Annotated in this window: 14 protein-coding genes; 6 read left to right on the plus strand and 8 right to left on the minus strand. The window is 57.0% G+C overall.

The genetic code is table 11. The features are described from left to right. Positions 1-979: 979 nt before the first annotated feature. The gene (locus MTX78_RS14890) at positions 980-3,991 is read left to right on the plus strand and encodes a two-component regulator propeller domain-containing protein (protein ID WP_243795814.1); all 3,012 of its coding nucleotides are present in this window, start codon (positions 980-982) and stop codon (positions 3,989-3,991) included. A gap of 682 nt (positions 3,992-4,673) precedes the next feature. Here the strand turns inward: MTX78_RS14890 and MTX78_RS14895 are convergent. From MTX78_RS14895 to MTX78_RS14910, 4 genes are all read right to left on the minus strand, one after another. Then, positions 4,674-5,267 carry a hypothetical protein gene (locus tag MTX78_RS14895; protein ID WP_243795816.1) on the minus strand — a complete coding sequence of 198 codons (594 nt, stop codon included), beginning with the start codon at positions 5,265-5,267 and terminating at the stop codon, positions 4,674-4,676. A gap of 336 nt (positions 5,268-5,603) precedes the next feature. Then, positions 5,604-6,074 carry a hypothetical protein gene (locus MTX78_RS14900; RefSeq protein WP_243795817.1) on the minus strand — a complete coding sequence of 157 codons (471 nt, stop codon included), beginning with the start codon at positions 6,072-6,074 and terminating at the stop codon, positions 5,604-5,606. A gap of 299 nt (positions 6,075-6,373) precedes the next feature. Further along, positions 6,374-6,697, minus strand: coding sequence for a putative quinol monooxygenase (locus MTX78_RS14905; RefSeq protein WP_243795819.1), 324 nt, complete (start codon positions 6,695-6,697; stop codon positions 6,374-6,376). A gap of 43 nt (positions 6,698-6,740) precedes the next feature. Continuing rightward, positions 6,741-7,823: an NADP-dependent oxidoreductase gene (locus MTX78_RS14910; protein WP_243795826.1), complete on the minus strand. Its 1,083-nt coding sequence runs from the start codon at positions 7,821-7,823 to the stop codon at positions 6,741-6,743. A gap of 140 nt (positions 7,824-7,963) precedes the next feature. Between MTX78_RS14910 and MTX78_RS14915 the strand changes: the two genes are divergently transcribed. The 5 genes from MTX78_RS14915 to MTX78_RS25360 all read left to right on the plus strand — a co-directional run bounded on the left by MTX78_RS14915 (position 7,964) and on the right by MTX78_RS25360 (position 12,660). Continuing rightward, on the plus strand, positions 7,964-8,308 hold the full coding sequence (locus MTX78_RS14915; RefSeq protein ID WP_243795833.1) for a winged helix-turn-helix transcriptional regulator: 345 nt from the start codon (positions 7,964-7,966) through the stop codon (positions 8,306-8,308). Positions 8,309-8,403: 95 nt separating this feature from the next. Beyond that, positions 8,404-9,726, plus strand: a complete 1,323-nt coding sequence (locus MTX78_RS14920; RefSeq protein ID WP_243795835.1) for an ATP-binding protein — start codon at positions 8,404-8,406, stop codon at positions 9,724-9,726. Positions 9,727-10,098: 372 nt separating this feature from the next. Then, on the plus strand, positions 10,099-11,073 hold the full coding sequence (locus MTX78_RS14925; RefSeq protein WP_243795837.1) for an NADP-dependent oxidoreductase: 975 nt from the start codon (positions 10,099-10,101) through the stop codon (positions 11,071-11,073). After that, positions 11,070-11,978, plus strand: coding sequence for a helix-turn-helix domain-containing protein (locus MTX78_RS14930; RefSeq protein WP_243795839.1), 909 nt, complete (start codon positions 11,070-11,072; stop codon positions 11,976-11,978). Before MTX78_RS14925 ends, MTX78_RS14930 begins: the two co-directional genes overlap by 4 nt. Positions 11,979-12,378: 400 nt before the next feature. Then, the gene (locus MTX78_RS25360) at positions 12,379-12,660 is read left to right on the plus strand and encodes a hypothetical protein (protein WP_317258904.1); all 282 of its coding nucleotides are present in this window, start codon (positions 12,379-12,381) and stop codon (positions 12,658-12,660) included. Positions 12,661-13,048: 388 nt separating this feature from the next. Here MTX78_RS25360 and MTX78_RS14940 read toward each other — a convergent pair whose 3' ends face one another. The 4 genes from MTX78_RS14940 to MTX78_RS14955 all read right to left on the minus strand — a co-directional run bounded on the left by MTX78_RS14940 (position 13,049) and on the right by MTX78_RS14955 (position 16,393). Then, positions 13,049-14,008: a ribonucleoside-diphosphate reductase small subunit gene (locus tag MTX78_RS14940; protein WP_243795841.1), complete on the minus strand. Its 960-nt coding sequence runs from the start codon at positions 14,006-14,008 to the stop codon at positions 13,049-13,051. A 149-nt stretch (positions 14,009-14,157) separates the two neighbouring features. Then, a complete protein-coding gene (locus MTX78_RS14945) occupies positions 14,158-14,808 on the minus strand; it encodes an HD domain-containing protein (protein WP_243795843.1) in 651 nt (216 codons plus the stop codon). Between the two features lie 108 nt (positions 14,809-14,916). Beyond that, the gene (locus MTX78_RS14950; protein ID WP_243795845.1) at positions 14,917-15,837 is read right to left on the minus strand and encodes a GlxA family transcriptional regulator; all 921 of its coding nucleotides are present in this window, start codon (positions 15,835-15,837) and stop codon (positions 14,917-14,919) included. 139 nt (positions 15,838-15,976) lie between these two features. Then, on the minus strand, positions 15,977-16,393 hold the full coding sequence (locus MTX78_RS14955) for a hypothetical protein (RefSeq protein ID WP_243795846.1): 417 nt from the start codon (positions 16,391-16,393) through the stop codon (positions 15,977-15,979). Between the last annotated feature and the right edge of the window lie 39 nt (positions 16,394-16,432).

Below are 16,432 nucleotides of genomic sequence, written 5' to 3' on the forward strand. Positions count from 1 at the left end.
TAGCGATGCGGGAAAGGATGAGCTACACAATGGGGGGCAACAAATGACCACGCTAGGCGCAAAGCCCCCGTGACGATAAAATCTGTTGCGTGGAAAGGCAGGAGCTTTGGCGTTCAGCACGGCCCCGACGAGAGCGAAGTATACAGGTCACTCTCTTCATCGAATACCCCGACTGCTAGGGCGAAACGGGGACAAACAAATGTGCCGTTCCTGGGCTAGCGACCCAAAAAAAGGGGTACGGGATAATTACGGTCCCTTAAAAAAAGCCTACCGCACTCATTAAAGGCAACAGATTTAGTATAACATAACTTATTGTAAATCAAACACTTGATATTGGTCATTCGTTGTTCACGCAACTGCCCGCCCGTAATATAATTGACCAGCCATTACTGGCTTTTCAGATACCGTATAGTTCGAATACCGTACCCCATGAGTAGCTCGAACTAGCGCCACTCCCCCAAACTCAGCTGGATTTTGAAACGAGACACCTCCCCTACCTCGACGGTAAGACGCGCCTTTTGGTGGCTCGGTAGATCAAAGGTGGAAGCTTTCTTTTCCACTGGTTGTGGCCACTGCTTTGCGGGCAACTGAACAGAAAAGGTTGTGCGAATACAACCTGTGTTATGCCGAAGTTGTGGTCGGTTCAGTGCTGGCTAAACGCGCGGCCTTGCACGCCAGGTAAGGAGAATTAGTTAAGTTGTGCCGCTTGGTCGGCATCCTCTACTACCGCAGCGTTGCCGACTACGTGAGCTTAGTATTGAAATGTAAGTTCTTCGCACCAACAAGCCGTCTTATTTCACTTAGCTGCGGTAAGCCGGAGGGCATACGTGTTGCACCCAACAGCTACCTGTTCAATAGGCTATTCTTGTCTTTGATGCTCCTTGCTTTACATTATTTCAGCCGTCTCGCTACGACTGGGAGGGCCTACTTTCCAGCACGATCAACCTGTCTGCCCATCTTCCAATTCCTCCTGATATTGGTGGCTTGGCAATTCTGGGCGCTACCCGGGCGGGGGCAGTCTTACTCTTTTTCCCACCTTACGGTGGACAATGGTCTCTCGAACAACAGCATCCTGAGCATCATGCAGGATAGCCGCGGCTTCATGTGGTTTGGCACCTATCATGGTCTCAACAAATACGATGGCTACCGCATCACGCCCTACCTAGCCAATGCCAAAGATTCATCGGCCATCAGCGACAATTCCATTACCTGCCTGTACGAAGACCGGCAGCACACCCTGTGGGTAGGGACCCACTTGGGGGGCCTCAACCGCTACGACCGTAACCAGGATGCGTTCATCCACTACAGCAGCGAAAGCCGGCTGCCTTACCGGCTAAGTGGCAACTGGGTGACGAGTATTTTCGAAGACAGCAAAGGCCGCTTGTGGGTCGGCACCGACTATGGCTTGAACCTGCTGGAACGCGGCGCCCGCACCTTCCGCATCTTTCAACACAATCCTAAGGATGCTACCACTCTAAACTCCAGCCAGGTATACGCCGTTACTGAAAACGAGCAGGGTGAAATTCTGGTGCTGACCAGTGCCGAACACTTGAACCGTTATCAGCCGGCCACCGGCACTTTCGCCCCAGCCAATGTAGGCGGCGAAGCGGGCCAGTTGCACTCGGCCCGGCTGCTAGCCCAAGACCAGCAGGGCCACTTTTGGGCCGGCACTTTCGAACGGGGCCTGCTGCGCTTTGGACGCGGACCAGCGCGCCGATACCAGCATCAGCCCACGGATTCGGGCAGCCTGAGCCGCAACCAGATAAAGGCCCTGCTGCCGACCGGCCGCGGCGAACTATGGGTGGGTACCGATGGCGGGGGGCTCGACCGGTATGACCCCCAGCACGACAACTTTACGCACCTGCGCACCGACGAAGAAAACTCCAGCAGCTTGAGCAGCAACGCCGTGCATTCGTTATTCGAAGACCGTAGCGGTACGCTGTGGGTGGGCACTTTCAATGGCGGCGTAAACTACTACAATCCCCATCACAATTGGTTTGCGCACTATACGCATCAGCCACGCATTGCCAACAGCCTCAGCAACCGCTCGGTGCTGGCCTTGCACCAGACGCCTGACGGGGGCGTGTGGGTAGGCACCGACGGGGGCGGCTTGGATGTGTTTGACCCGCAACGCCGGGCGTTCCACCACTTCCGCCACGACCCCACCAATCCCCATAGCCTGGCGGCCGACGTGGTAAAAACTTTGTACCAGGACCGGCAGGGCACGTTGTGGGTGGGCACCTACCTCGGGGGGCTCGACCGGTATGACCCGGCAACTGGTCGTTTTGCGCACTACGTTAATGACCCCACCAATCCCCACAGCATCACCAACAACTTGGTGTGGGACCTGTACGAGGACCGCCACGGACAACTGTGGGTGAGCACGCTGGGCGCCGGCCTGTGCCTACTGGACCGAAAGCGCCGCAACTTCACCCGCTTCCAGCCGCTCACCGGCCCCGGCAGTCTCAATGACTACAACGTGGTGACCATGCTGGAGGACCGCACCGGCCAGCTATGGATTGGCACCGAAGACCGGGGACTGAACCTGTATCACCCGCGTACCCGCACGTTCAGTTACGTGCAGCATAATGCTAAAAAAAGCAACTCACTGAGCAGCAACCGCATTCAAGTGCTGTTTGAGGATAGCCGCGGCCGTTTTTGGGTGGGTACGGCTGACGCTGGGCTAAACCTGTTGGACCGTCGCACCGGCACCTTTCGCCACTATACCACCCAACAAGGCCTGCCCAGTAACATCATCAACAGCATCGTGGAAGACCAAGCAGGTCAACTCTGGATTGGTACCAACCAAGGCTTGGCCCGCTTTGACGCTGCCCGCGGCACCTTCAAAATCTACAACCGGGAAGACGGCTTGCAAAGCAACGAATTCGCCATCAACGCAGCGCTGCGAGCTCGCAACGGCGAGCTGTACGTGGGGGGAGTAAACGGATTCAACGTTTTCGCGCCCCAAGCGCTGACCAGTAACCCCATTGCACCACCGGTGGTGCTCACCGGTCTGTTGGTGTTCAATAAGCCTGTGCACGCGCGGCAATCACCGAGGCTGTTGCGCCGCCACATCACCGAAGCCGATACGCTGACGCTCTCGTACAAAGAAGCTGCGGTCACGTTTCAGTTTGCGGCGCTTAACTTCATCGACCCACAGAAAAACCGCTACGCTTACCGCCTCGACGGCTTTGATGCCGAGTGGCGCTACGTGGGAGCCCGCCACGAAGCCACATATACCAACCTTGACCCCGGTACGTATACTTTTCGGGTGCGGGCAACCAATAACGACGGCGTCTGGAACCAACGCGGCGTGGCCCTGACCGTAGTGGTGACGCCCCCGTGGTGGAAAACTATTTGGTTTCGGGTAGTAGCTGCGGTACTGGCCTGGAGTGGCGTGATGGGCATGTACCTCAGGCGCACCAATCGCCTGCGCCGCCGGCTGGAGCAGGAAAAGCTGGTTGAAATCAACATCAAAAAGGCTGAGTTGCTCGAAGCAAGACTTAAATACGAGCAGGAATTAGCGGAGATGAACCAAACTCAGCTGGAAAATGAAATGCTCAATAAGAACTCGGAGCTTGCCTCCTCAGTAATGAACACCGTTCACCAGAACGAGGCCCTGCTTACCATCAAAGACCAACTCAAAGAGGCCCTCAACGACCAGGATGCTCAAGAACAGCGCAAAAAAGTGAGCCGGGTGGTGCGCCAGATAGAGCGCGCCATAACTCCCGACCAGCACTGGCAACACTTCGAACAGCTGTTCAACCAGCTTCACGAAAACTTTTTGCAGCGCCTAAAGACGACCTATCCCCAACTAACCAGCCGTGATATCAAACTGTGTGCCTACCTACGCATGAATCTTAGCAGCAAGGAAATAGCGTCGCTGATGGGGCTTTCAGTACGGGGCGCGGAAGACCTGCGCTACCGGGTACGAAAAAAAATGGGCCTGGACACGGCCACCAACTTGGCCGATTTTATTCTTCTGATGTAATTTCATTGTGTACAAAAGGGGCATTGATAGTGCTACTATCAGGGCCTTTATTACATGCTGTAGTTCACCGTGGCTGTTGCAGAACTCTGGTTCTGTTATGGTGAGGCGTTGTATTTTCCTAGCAGCAACCCGTTTATACTGGATGCGCAGCCGACAAGTAGGCTCTTGTGGTGGAGCTGGTGGCACGGGTAGGGCCAATGCGAGCCCTACTTGCTGCTGGGGCTGAGCGCGGAGCAGCTCTTTCAGATTATAGGCTATGGCCGCCAGCAGCATCGACTTGTGTGCGCTAGCTTGCCCACGTACGTTGATCCGAATTAGCAGATGTTATCAAGAAGTAATCTCCGGCCCAGATATACCTGTTGCAGGTACCGGCTTCGGATTAATAGCGTGCGCCATGCAGGGGTCTTGTTGCTTGTCGCACACTACAAGGAGAGACCCAATGTGAGGTGCTCCTCGCTCGGGACATAGGCCGTTCGATACGCGTGGCAAATGCCTGTTGGAATTCTTGTGTTTTCACAGGCTAATGATACTAAGTAGAACGCTCCATCCAAAAAAGGTTCGGTTTTTGGACGGTTTTAGCACCCACGCAGAAGGCCCCGAAAACACGATTTTTTGAGGCCTTTTTTCACACCCTTTTTTGGAAGGCCTTTTATCGCCGTTCGCGTCCTACCACTCGCTCGTACTAGAACCGGTAGCCCGCTCCTATGCCGATGAACTCCTTTAGATATACCATGCGGTCTGGATCAGACCACACGACGACCGCTACGTTCGTGTCAAGCAGCCAGCGCTGTCCCAGGGCCCAGTGCCGTCCAGCCCGCACGATTGGCCGCGCGGCCAGAGACCGATGCGTGCCAGAACGATAGGTAAGATCGTCGGACGTAAATTGATTACGGCTAAACGCTGCAATGATGCCGGCGCCAATGAACCACCCCATCAACTCGGGCTTGCGGCCTTGGAGATAGTAGTTGAGCGAGGCATCCGCGAGTAGCTCGGTATTGCGATACTTAGTAGTGCCCGTAACAATCAGCCCATTCGCATCGGCATAGGGGTAATTATAACGATAAGAGGTGGATCGTCCCCCTAAACTGACACGTCCGCCCCAGCGGGGACGCACTCGTGCTTCGTAGCCCAGGGCCGGAATGAAAGGCGCGGCAATGTGGAGGGTGTGCACCGTGAGTAGGTGACGGTGGGGAGACACGGCAATCGAGTCCGACTGAGCCCTACTCCCGAAAGGAAACAAGAGCAGCAAGGCGGCGCCATAGTGCTTGGCATTCATAAAGAAAGAAGTAGAAATAGTAGAAATAGCAGAGACGGGTGATAGACCGCACCGATGAGAAAGAAATACGGCTTAGGCAAGTAGATTATTGCGCATGATGAATATTTAACATCAGCCTCCTGTAGACGGTCCTTTACTGAAGGGCTCCCCGTCCAAAAAAAGATATAAGAAAACACTTTCGAAACGCTGTGCTTCGAGGGTGCCAGAGGTGTACAAAAGGGTGCGCGTAAACCAACCGATTAATGGACACCTAAGTCTGCTTTGACTGGTCGCCTATTGGAACACCTAACTAAAGAATCGACCGTTTCTAAACAGCCTATCTGAAGTTGTTCGCACCTATAAGGGAGTAGGAGCAACTTGCCAAGCTGAAGCTAAGAGCTGTACGCCTGCTCGCTGGTGCTCTATTTCGCTGGTGCTTTGCCAGCCGCCACTTTCTATTAGGGCAACCGCGATGTAGGCCAGCGCTTCCGTTGTCGTAGAGGCCTGCCCGCGTACAAGCACAGTGGCTTCCAGCGGAGTGATCTTAGGGCGGCAGTACTCAATTCGGTACCCGCTCTGATTACCAATAACCAGGACGCCCCAATTATCGCTGGCATTGTAATACGGTTGATCCTGCAACAGCAGATGATAGTGTGAGGTCAGTCCCCACAGCGGAGTGGTAACAAACTGTTGTTTCACACGCTCGATCAAAGCCAACATGGCATTACCAATCTGTATCGTCTCCCAAGTGTTATCGGGTACGAGTAATTCCTGGTAAAATGACTCTAACGTTTGGCTTGGCTGCGACTGACTACGGACGAAGGGCATGGCAGATCTTTTTCAGATAATCAGTGTACCTCTTTAGATAAGGACTCCGTCGGCTATCCTATGCGAAAAGGCAGGCAAACTACTGAAGTTGCGGCAAATGGTCATTTACTGGAGGGCAAACCACCCCACACAAACGGCCCGGAAACGCAGGGTTTCCGGGCCGTTTTTCACTACCGTTTATTAAAGGGCTGAGAGGACTCTTTCTTCCGCTACGCAAGCTCAACTGCGCTATTTAGGGGATAGCGCAGGCGTAAGAACAGTACTTCTTGGCTCTCGGGCCGAGCGGCTAAGGAGCGACGCTACGTGGGATTTTCGCTCACCCGCTGGGTGGGGAGCACTTCCCACGGGCTCGCCAGCAGGGGCCGCACCAATGCCAGGATACCGGGTACGGCGGGATGCGTGGGGTGGGCGGCTACGGCCTCCTCGTTGGCCCAGCCGGCCAGCAGCACGAACGCAGTAGGGTCCTCGGCCTGCACCAACAGGTGGTAATACAAGCAGCCGGGTTCGCGGCGGACGGGCTCGATGAGTTCGAGCAGGAGTCCCTGCACCCGCTGACGGTGCGCCGGCTGGCTTCGAATCGTCACGAGCAGGTGACGTTCGGCCGATTTGTCGAGGGTAGTCATGGTAAATGAGCAGTAAGTTGGGGTGTTAAAAGGCTCTTTGCTTTTACGCGACGGTGAGCACAATTTTGCCCTGCAGGTGTCCGCGGGCGGCGCGTTCGTGCGCCTGACGCGCCTCGGCCAGCGGAAACGTGCTGTCGATGACCACGCGCACCGTGCCGGCCGCCAGCAAGCGTCCCAATTCCGCGAGCTGCGCGCCATGGGAGCGCACCTGGGTCATCGAAACCGCAATGCCTTGCTGGGCGGCCTGCTCGGTAGCGGTGAAGCCCAAGAACACGGGGAATAGTGCCCCACCCCGGCGGAGCGTGCGCAGGAAACGGTCCGTGGTCGGGCCACTCAGCGTATCGAGCACCAGGTCCACGTCCTGCACGATTTCCTCGGCCGGAGCCTGGGTATAGTCGAGGAACTCGTCGGCTCCCAACTCGCGCAACAGCGCTTCGTGTTTGCTCGACGCCACGGCGATAACATGTGCGCCCTGCCATTTGGCCAGCTGCACCGCCAGGTGGCCCACGCCGCCCGCGGCCCCGTTCACCAGCACCCGCTGACCCTGCAGCGGTACCGGGCGATGCGGCTCCGCTTGGAATGGATTTGGCGCGGTGTGTCCCAACTCAATCAGGTACTGCCACGCCGTTAGCCCGGACATCGGGGCGCCTGCCGCTTGCACGTGGTCAAGGCCGGCCGGCTTATGGGCTAGGTCCGTAGCCGGTGCGGCCACATACTCCGCATAGCCTTGGCTTTCCCCTACGCTCGGAAAGCGAATCATCCCAAACACTTCCTCGCCGACGGCGAAACCCGTTACATCTGGGGCTATGGCGGCGACGACGCCCGACACATCCGTGCCCAAGATGAGGGGGAAGGAAACGGAAGGTTGCCACGTCGGCGGCAACTTCTTGTACCCGTCGCGCAGGTACCAGTCGGGTGGATTGAGGCCAATGGCGTGTACGCGCACGAGCACTTCCCCTGGCTTCAGCTTGGGCCGGGGCGCTACCTCGTAGCGCAGCACCTCGGGGCCCCCAAATTCGTACTGGCGTACTGCCTGCATCGTCCCGGCGGTGGCGGTGGCTCGTGCTACTTCGTGTGGTTGGTCGGCAATCGTCTGCTGTTCTAACTTGATTCCTGTTGTGGCCATGATAGAGGTGAGTAGGTAATGAAGCAGCGGCTGGTTCCTTGGGTCAACGGTCGTTGAGGAGACCAACCGGCTAGCGGAGCGTAAAAGTACCAGTGATTGGTATACCTTTGTAACCAGTATCACCAAGTATACCGCCTCCTATGAAACGTTGCCCACCGCTTGGCGACCCTGCCGCGCTCCGTGCCCTCCAGGACGCGCTCTACGTAGTCGGGGGCAAATGGAAGCTACCCATCGTCCAGTCTATTTGCAACGGCAACCACCGGTTCCGGGACATCGAGCGCAGTATCCCGGGCATTACCACGCGCATGCTGTCTAAAGAGTTGAAGGAACTGGAAATGAACGGCATCATTTCCCGCACGGTCCATGCCGATATCCCGGTTACCGTCTTGTATGAGCCGACGGACTACAGCAAAGTGTACGGCCCCATCATCATGGCCATGATTGAGTTTGGTCTCGTGCACCAGCAAAAGATGAAAGCGCGATAACGGCTTCTCTTGACACCACGCCGCCTACCCTGTCAACCAACCATCTTACTGGAGGCCATTCTATTCTACTCCCCGGCCTTTTTCTTCTGCTTTCTATGAGTACCGCCCGCGAACAGCAAAACATTGAATGGAAAGAGTCCTGGCGGGAAGATTACTTCAAGTGGATTTGTGGTTTTGCCAATGCGCAGGGCGGCCGCATCTACCTGGGGAAAAATGACGCCGGGCAGGTCGTGGGCTTGGCTAACAGCCGAAAATTGCTGGAAGACTTACCCAACCAAGTGCGGGATTTGTTGGGCATCCTGGTGGAGGTCAACCGGCATGAGCAGGACGAGCTGGAGTACGTGGAAATTGTCGTCGAGCCGTACCCCTACCCGATTAGTTACCGCGGGCAATATCACTACCGCAGCGGCAACACGAAGCAGGAAGGCCCCGCGTTAAGCGCCTTTTTGCTCCAGAAGCAGGGCAAACGTTGGGACGGCGTCCCGGTGCCCGGCCTTACGACCACCGATCTATCGGCGAGTGCCTTCGACCTCTTCCGGCAGCGCGCCGCCAAAAGTGGGCGGGTGGACGAGCAGGTGTTGCAAGATAGCAACGAGGCTTTGTTGGAAAACCTGAACTTGGTAGAGGGCGAGTACCTGAAGCGGGCGGCGGTCCTGCTGCTCCACCCGACCCCCGAGAAGTATGTGACGGGCGCCTACGTCAAGATTGGCTTTTTTGCGACCGACGACGATCTGCGCTACCAAGATGAGGTGCACGGGCCCCTGCTGCTGCAAGTGGAACGCACGCTCAAGCTGCTGCAGACCAAGTACAGCAAACAGCAGGTCCGGTATGAAGGCGCCAGCCGCGTAGAGGAACCGGCCTTCCCGGTCCTGGCCGTGCGCGAAGCCCTGCTCAATGCTCTGGCGCATAAAGATTATAGTGGCGGCACCCCGGTACAGATCAGCGTGTATGACCACCGCCTGTACGTGTGGAACGAGGGTTACTTACCGGATCAGTGGACGGTGGAGAATCTGCTGCGCAAGCATCCGTCCAAGCCCTTCAATCCGGAGGTAGCCAACACGCTGTTCCGGGCCGGCTACATCGAATCCTGGGGGCGCGGCACCTTAAAAATGGTAGCCGAGTGTCGAGCCGCTCGGCTACCAGATCCTAGCTTCCGCTTCGAGGCTTCGGGTTTCGTAGTGGAATTCAGCACGTACACCTCTAGTTATTGGCATGCGAAAGGCGTACGAATGGACCTGATTCCCGTGCTGCTCTATACGGGGCAACACGGCACGGTCACGAACTCACTCGTGCAGCAGCAGTTGGGCGTCAGTAAACCGACGGCCACCCGCTATTTAGGGGAGCTAGAAAAAGGGGGCTACTTACAAAAAATCGGTAAAACGGGGGTTGGCACGCAGTACACGTTAAAGGGCTCGTAAAGGGCTCAGCATAGGAGGCACCCCGTGTTGCAAAACTGTATAAGAAGTGCAGAAAGCCCGTTTTTAGCGAGCAGGCTGGTCCTACGAAAGGGCTCAGGAAGAAACACAGCGGGGGCTACTAAGAGGTTATCCTACTTCTTAGGAGGTTATCGAACAAGTAGAGTACCTCCTCCGCTTGGACACTGACGCATCGAGTGGCTCGTCACGAAGGAAAGACGCCCCAGGCGCAAGAGGAAGTACTGCTTTACCCGGACAGGGAGCCAGAAATTCGCGCGCAGCGTCATTTCAACTAAGACAAAGGGCATTTTGGTTAAACCCGCTGCTCAGCCAGCGGCGACCTTTGTCTCGTTAACCAACCGAAAATAACTACTTATGAAAGCGGTTAGAATTCATGCCTTTGGCGGACCTGAGGTTCTGCAAGTAGAAGAGGTGGCGCGGCCGGTACCGGCCGCCGACGAACTCCTCGTCAAGGTGTACGCCAGCGGCGTAAACCCAGTAGATTGGAGCATTCGCGAAGGCGGCAACGACGCGCTGCGGGCTTATCTGACCCTGCCGATGACCCTAGGCTGGGACGCAGCCGGCGTGGTGGCAGCGGTAGGCAGCGAGGTCACCGGCTTTCAGGTAGGCGATGCTGTCTATGGCGAGCCCAACTTCCCCGGCAATGGCAGCTACGCGGAGTACTGCGCGGCCAAAGCCAGCCAGTTTGCCCACAAGCCCCAACGTCTCGACTTTATCGCCGCGGCGGGCGTGCCGCTAGCCGGCCTCACGGCCTGGACGGGCCTCTTCGAGCACGGAAAGCTGCAGCCGGGCCAGCGCGTGCTTGTTCAGGGGGCTTCGGGCGGCGTGGGTGGTTTTGCGGTGCAGTTTGCCAAAGCCAAGGGGTCGTATGTGATCGGCACCGCCTCGGCCGGCAACCTGGACTATGTCAAGCAGCTGGGCGCTGACGAGGTCATTGACTACCGCAGCCAGGAACTAGCGGCGCTGGTGCACGAGGTGGACGTGGTGCTGGAAGCCTCACCGGTGCGCGATAACACCGAGCGAGTGCGCGCCGTGGCCGTGTTGAAGAAAGGCGGCATTTTCGTCAGCGTCAATGTCGATTTCCCTTTCAATGAAGCCATGCAGGCGGCGCTGACCCAGCAGCAGGCCACCGGCGCACTGGCAGCCAACCAGCCCCGGCAGGACTGGCTGCAGGAAATTGCCCAGCTCATTGATGCCGGCCAGGTGAACGTCTTGGTTAGCAGTGTCTATCCGCTGGCGCAGGTGGCCGACGCCCACCGTGAAAGCCAGACGTGGCGCGTGCGGGGCAAGCTGGTGCTGGAAATAGCCAAAGACGGCGAGCAGGCATGAGGCGCTTCTCCACAATAGGCGCGTTTCACGCCTTTGTACACCTGCCCCCGCCCCAGCACCCCCTGCTCAGCGTGGTGGACGTGAGCACCGTGCCGCATCAGTACGGCGCGGAGCCCACAAGTATGGTGCTGGATTTCTACGCCATTTCTGTCAAGCGCATGCGCAACGTGCGCGTGCATTACGGGCAGCACCCGTTTGACTTCAACGAAGGCGTCCTCTCGTTCATGGCGCCTCACCAGGTATTCAGCATGGCGGTGGCCGACCCAGCCGCGGAAGTGGAAAAATCCGGGTGGGTGGTGTATATCCACCCGGATTTTCTGTGGAATACGCCGCTGGCCAAAACCATTCAGCAATACGATTTCTGGGATTACGCGCTCAAAGAAGCACTGTTTCTGTCCGCCAAGGAAGAGGCCACCATCCTGGGCCTCATCGGGGCCATGGAGCAGGAGTACGCGGCCAATCTTGACCGGTTCAGCAAGCCGATTATCGTCTCGCACGTGGAAAGCCTGCTGCAATACGCCGACCGGTTTTACCACCGCCAGTTCCTGACCCGTGAAAAGGCCAACCACGAGGTGCTTGAACGGCTGGAAACCCTGCTGCACTCTTATTTCAATGGCGCGGATGTGACCGAACGAGGCCTGCCGACGGTGCACTACGTGGCCGACTGCCTGCAGCTGTCCCCTAAGTACTTAAGCAACCTGCTGCGCGTCGTTACGGGACAAAACACCCAGCAGCACATTCACGCCAAGCTGATCGCTAAAGCCAAGGAAAAGCTGTCGACCACCACGTTGACCGTCAGCGAAATTGCCTATGAGCTCGGGTTCGAGCATGTGCCCTCGTTCAGCAAGCTGTTCAAGGCCAAAACGAGCCTGTCGCCTTTGGCGTTTAGAACCTCTTTTACTTGACCACAAGACGAACCACCCTGGCTTAATTGCCGCTTAGCAGATGTTGATCAAGCCGGTGCAGGGCTCGGCCGGAGGCTTATCCTAGTTGTTTTCCCTACTTAGTACACCTGGCTTTGGTCACCTGCGCCACGTCGCACGCTGCCAAAAAGGCCACCGAGAGCTTGGCGCCATCCGATGGGGAAATGGCGCCATCCCAAAAAATGGTCGTTTACCCGTACAACCTATCAAGTAATCGGCCTAAACGCTGAAAGCGTCCACTAGCCTGAGCTAATGGACGCTTTCAGTTGAAACGCGAGACAAGAGTAAAAACTTAATTCAAGTAGTGGCCAGCACCTATGCCGCCGTCAACGTCGATTAAGGCACCAGTTACATAGGTATTGGTTGCAATGGCATAAATCATTTGGGCAACTTCCTCCGGCTCACCAATACGTTTCTCTCGTATTCGCCTACTCTAACGCTAGCCGAGACCCTGGAACCAACTAGTGATGGCAGTCGCGTGCCGGCCGCAACCGAGGTGGTACGGCCCTTGCAGGACTCTATGCGGGCGGCCATTCTGGCCGCGCTGGCGCAGGCAGGCAATCGGGTGCGCGGCAGCGGCGGCGCAGCAGAACTTCTGGCGATTAAACCCACTACGTTAGAGGCACGAATGAAAAAACTAGGGATTAGCGTGGCGCGGGAATAAACAAGCAGAATCAGCTGCTGGTGGCTATCACCTGATTTCATCACTAAGTGTACTGAAGGCAGCACGCTTGCCGAACCAGCACGTAAAGAGCAGTTAGCTGTGTAGGGGGTGGGCGTAGTGCCAACAGTGTAGCATGTAGTTAGGAGGCCGGGGCGCAAATGTGATAGTCACTGGCCTCAAAAAAATCCTCTATAGCAGTCAATCTTCATTTAGTCTAGCCGTTCTTCTTGGAGCGGCCGACTGTAAATACTACCTTCCTCGCCCTTACATTAGTGCTTTTTTTGTAACGTTAAACTGTAGCCGGTGCTGGCCTAGAGGAAGACAGGTGCGTAAGCTGCAGAAGCCGGCTCACGCACCTGTCGCATTAACTGGCCGGCTAGCTTATACGTCAAAAGGCCTCATCCAGCGAAAACTGGTTGTCCGCCCGGGTACTCAGCACGCCTGCTTTCTGGTAGTCGCCTACTCGCTTCTCGAAGAAATTGGTTTTGCCTTGCAGTGAAATCATTTCCATGAAGTCGAAAGGGTTGGTGACCTGATAGAGCGTACCACAGCCCAAAGCCACGAGCAGGCGGTCGGCCACAAACTCGATGTACTGGCTCATGGCCTTGGCATTCATGCCGATTAGGCTAACTGGAAGCGCGTCGGTTACGAACTCTTGTTCAATCGTCACGGCTTCGCGGATGATTTCCTGTACCCGGGCTTCGGGCAGCTTGTGTTCGAGGTAGCCATAGAGCAGACAGGCAAAGTCGCAGTGCAGCCCTTCGTCGCGGGAAATCATCTCGTTGGAGAAAGTCAGACCGGGCATCAGGCCGCGCTTCTTCAGCCAGAAGATCGAGCAGAACGAACCCGAGAAGAAAATGCCTTCGACGGCCGCAAAGGCAATCAGACGTTCAGCGAAGCTCTCGGAGTTTATCCAGGTTAGGGCCCAATGACCTTTGCGCTGCACGGCCGGCACCGTTTCCAAGGCGTGAAACAGGTAGTGTTTCTCCTCCGGGTCCTTGATGTAGGTATCAATCAACATGGAGTAGGTCTCGGCGTGAATGTTTTCCATCATGATCTGGAAACCATAGAAGCAACGAGCCTCAGGCATTTGTACTTCCTGCATGAAGTTGATCGTCAGGTTTTCATTCACGATGCCATCGGAGGCGGCGAAGAAGGCCAGCACGTGCTTAAGGAAGTAGCGCTCGTTTTCAGTCAATCCATTCCAATCTTTATGGTCCTGGGAAAGGTCGATTTCCTCGGCGGTCCAGAATGAGGCTTCCGCTTTTTTGTAGAACTCCCACACTGGCAGGTTCTGGATGGGAAAAAGCACAAAGCGGTCGGGGTTTTCGGCAAGTAAAGACTCCATGGTATGCTGAGTTTCGAAAGAAAATAGGGCGACCCTAGCTGCCTCAGTATCAGGTGATAGAAGCTAGGGTGGCCGTACAAGGGAGGATACAGCGATTAGGCCTACGAGCCTTGACCCTTGAATCCTAGGTGGCTAAAGAAGCCTAGGGCTTATTCACTCCAGGGGGAGTTGAGCACCAGCTCGCAGAAGTTCGGGCTCCGGTAACCCGGAATAAAACGCTCCGCCACATCGGCTTTGATGTTGCCAAACGTTGTCTCGGGCTTATGGGCAAAGCCGCCGAAGAAGGTTTGCAGGATATTCTCCTTGAAGCCGGTGCGGGGGAAAGCGGCCAGCACCTCCTGGCGCTGCTCGACGGAGAGATGCTCGTAGCCCTCCCCCATCACATCAAGGCCTACCCCGGAGTACAGCAGTGCTACCTCAGGCTCTTTCCATTCGGCCACACCAATCGTCGTGTGTAGAGCAATAGCATCCCAGACCACCTGCGCGTCCTGCGGCGGAATCCCATGCGACTGCAAGAAGCTGCGGGCAGCATCGGCGCCGTCCACTTCAAAGCGCTTATGCTTGCTGCAATAGTGCTTTGTTAGGCCTAGATCGTGAAAAACGGCACTCACATAGAGTAACTCCGGGTCGAAGTTTACCTTAGCCCGCTCGCCGTTGAGCACGCCGTACACGAACACGCGTAGTGAGTGGTTGTAGAGAAATTCGGTGCCGTGGTCGAGCAGCAACTCGGTGGCCTGTTGAGCCAGGGCAGAATCGGGCAGGCGCACGCCAGCGACGTGGGTTAAAGTGGTTTTAGCCATGAGGTTGAAGAGAAAAGGTGGTGAACTGAAAAGCAAAGGGGGGCCTACCCACTCCAAGGCGGAGTAGAGCCTGGTCGTAAGCCAAGAGGTAAGGGAGGGGTGGCTAGGTTAGGCGGCGCGGCCGAGGAGGCGCTGGAGTTGGCGCGGGTCGCGGAAGCCGCAGCGCTCGGCAATGGCCTGGCGCGTCAGGTTGGAAGTAGCCACGAGTGTGCGGGCCGCCTCGGTGCGAATTTTGGTCGAGAAATCGTTGATGGTCAAACCAGTGTGCTGGCGAAACAGGCGCGTCAGATTACGCGGACTGCTGTGGGCTACTTCGGCCAGTACTTCGAGGGTCGGGTTTTCGGCCAGATGGTCGAGCAGGTAGTCCTGGGCCAGGTGCACGCCCGGGTGCAGGTGGTTGCGGTGGTCGAGGTACACGCTCACCTGCCCGTGCAGACCGTTGCGGCGGTAATAGAGCACCAGTCGGCGGCTAACTTTATATGTCAGCAGGGGCCCGAAACGCTCTTCCACCAGCGCCAACGCCAGGTCGATGCCGGCCGCGATACCGGCACTGGTGTACACGCCCCGGTCGTGCACAAACAGCCGATCGACTAATACCCGGCTGTCGGGGAAGGCCTGTTGCAGCGCGCCTACCTGTTGCCAATGGGTGGTGCAAGCGCGCCCATGCAGCAGACCCGCCGCGCCTAGCAAAAAAGCGCCCGTGCATACCGAGCACAGCGCCACTCCTTGCTCGGGCAGCGCCCGTAGCCAGGCGTAGAACTCCGGGTGGGTGTCGTCTGCTGCTGAAGGCAACGCGCCATCGGCTAGGCCCGGTACGATGACTAGGTCGCCGGCCTGGAGCGTCACGGTGTCGAAAGGTGACACCGCCGCAAACACCAGCCCGGCCGAGCTGCGCGCCTGCGGTTGATACCGCACGTAGGCAAGCTCCACGGCAGCTCCCTGGGCACGGGCCTCTTCGAACACCTGGACGGGGCCGGCCAAATCCAGCAGGGTGCACTGGTCAGGGATAACAAAGACGATAGTGGCCATAAACGAACGATAAGGATACAAAGATCTGCTGCTCCACTCTTGCTCCCAAGGTCAATAGTCGGACATTTTGGGCCAACGCTTACTCAGCAAAAACTACGTAGGTCCTGCGCCAGGCGCACTTATCGCGATTCTAGGTTCTCTATAGTTCCGATAAACGACTCACCTGCTTCCCAATCAGAATCTCGGGATCCACGCGCCGCGGCTTCGTGGCGATAGGCGAGCCGAGCGACTGGAGCTGCACCCAGGCGGCGTATTGGGCGGCCACTGACTGCCCGCTGAGGATATGGAGCCGGTGCAGCAGATGCGCGTCGTCCTGGTGAAAATCGTCCAGCGTTAGCTGACCGGTTTTATAATACAACTGAATAAGCCCACGCAGAAAAAGGTTGGCCGATTGGCTTTGCGCGCCCGCAAAATAGTGTTCGGTGAGGTAGGCGTACTGTTGGCTAAACCAGTGGGCATGCTCCACGCTGCTGACGACGATGCGGCCCTCGTGCACGCGTAAGCCCTGTAAAAACCGCGTGATAGCCTCGCCCGAAAGCACGCCTAGTTGGCGCAAGTCGCGCAGGGTATAATCAATCCGGTCGGCTGCTAGGTT

The sequence above is a fragment of the Hymenobacter tibetensis genome (assembly GCF_022827545.1).
Lineage (GTDB): Bacteria > Bacteroidota > Bacteroidia > Cytophagales > Hymenobacteraceae > Hymenobacter > Hymenobacter tibetensis.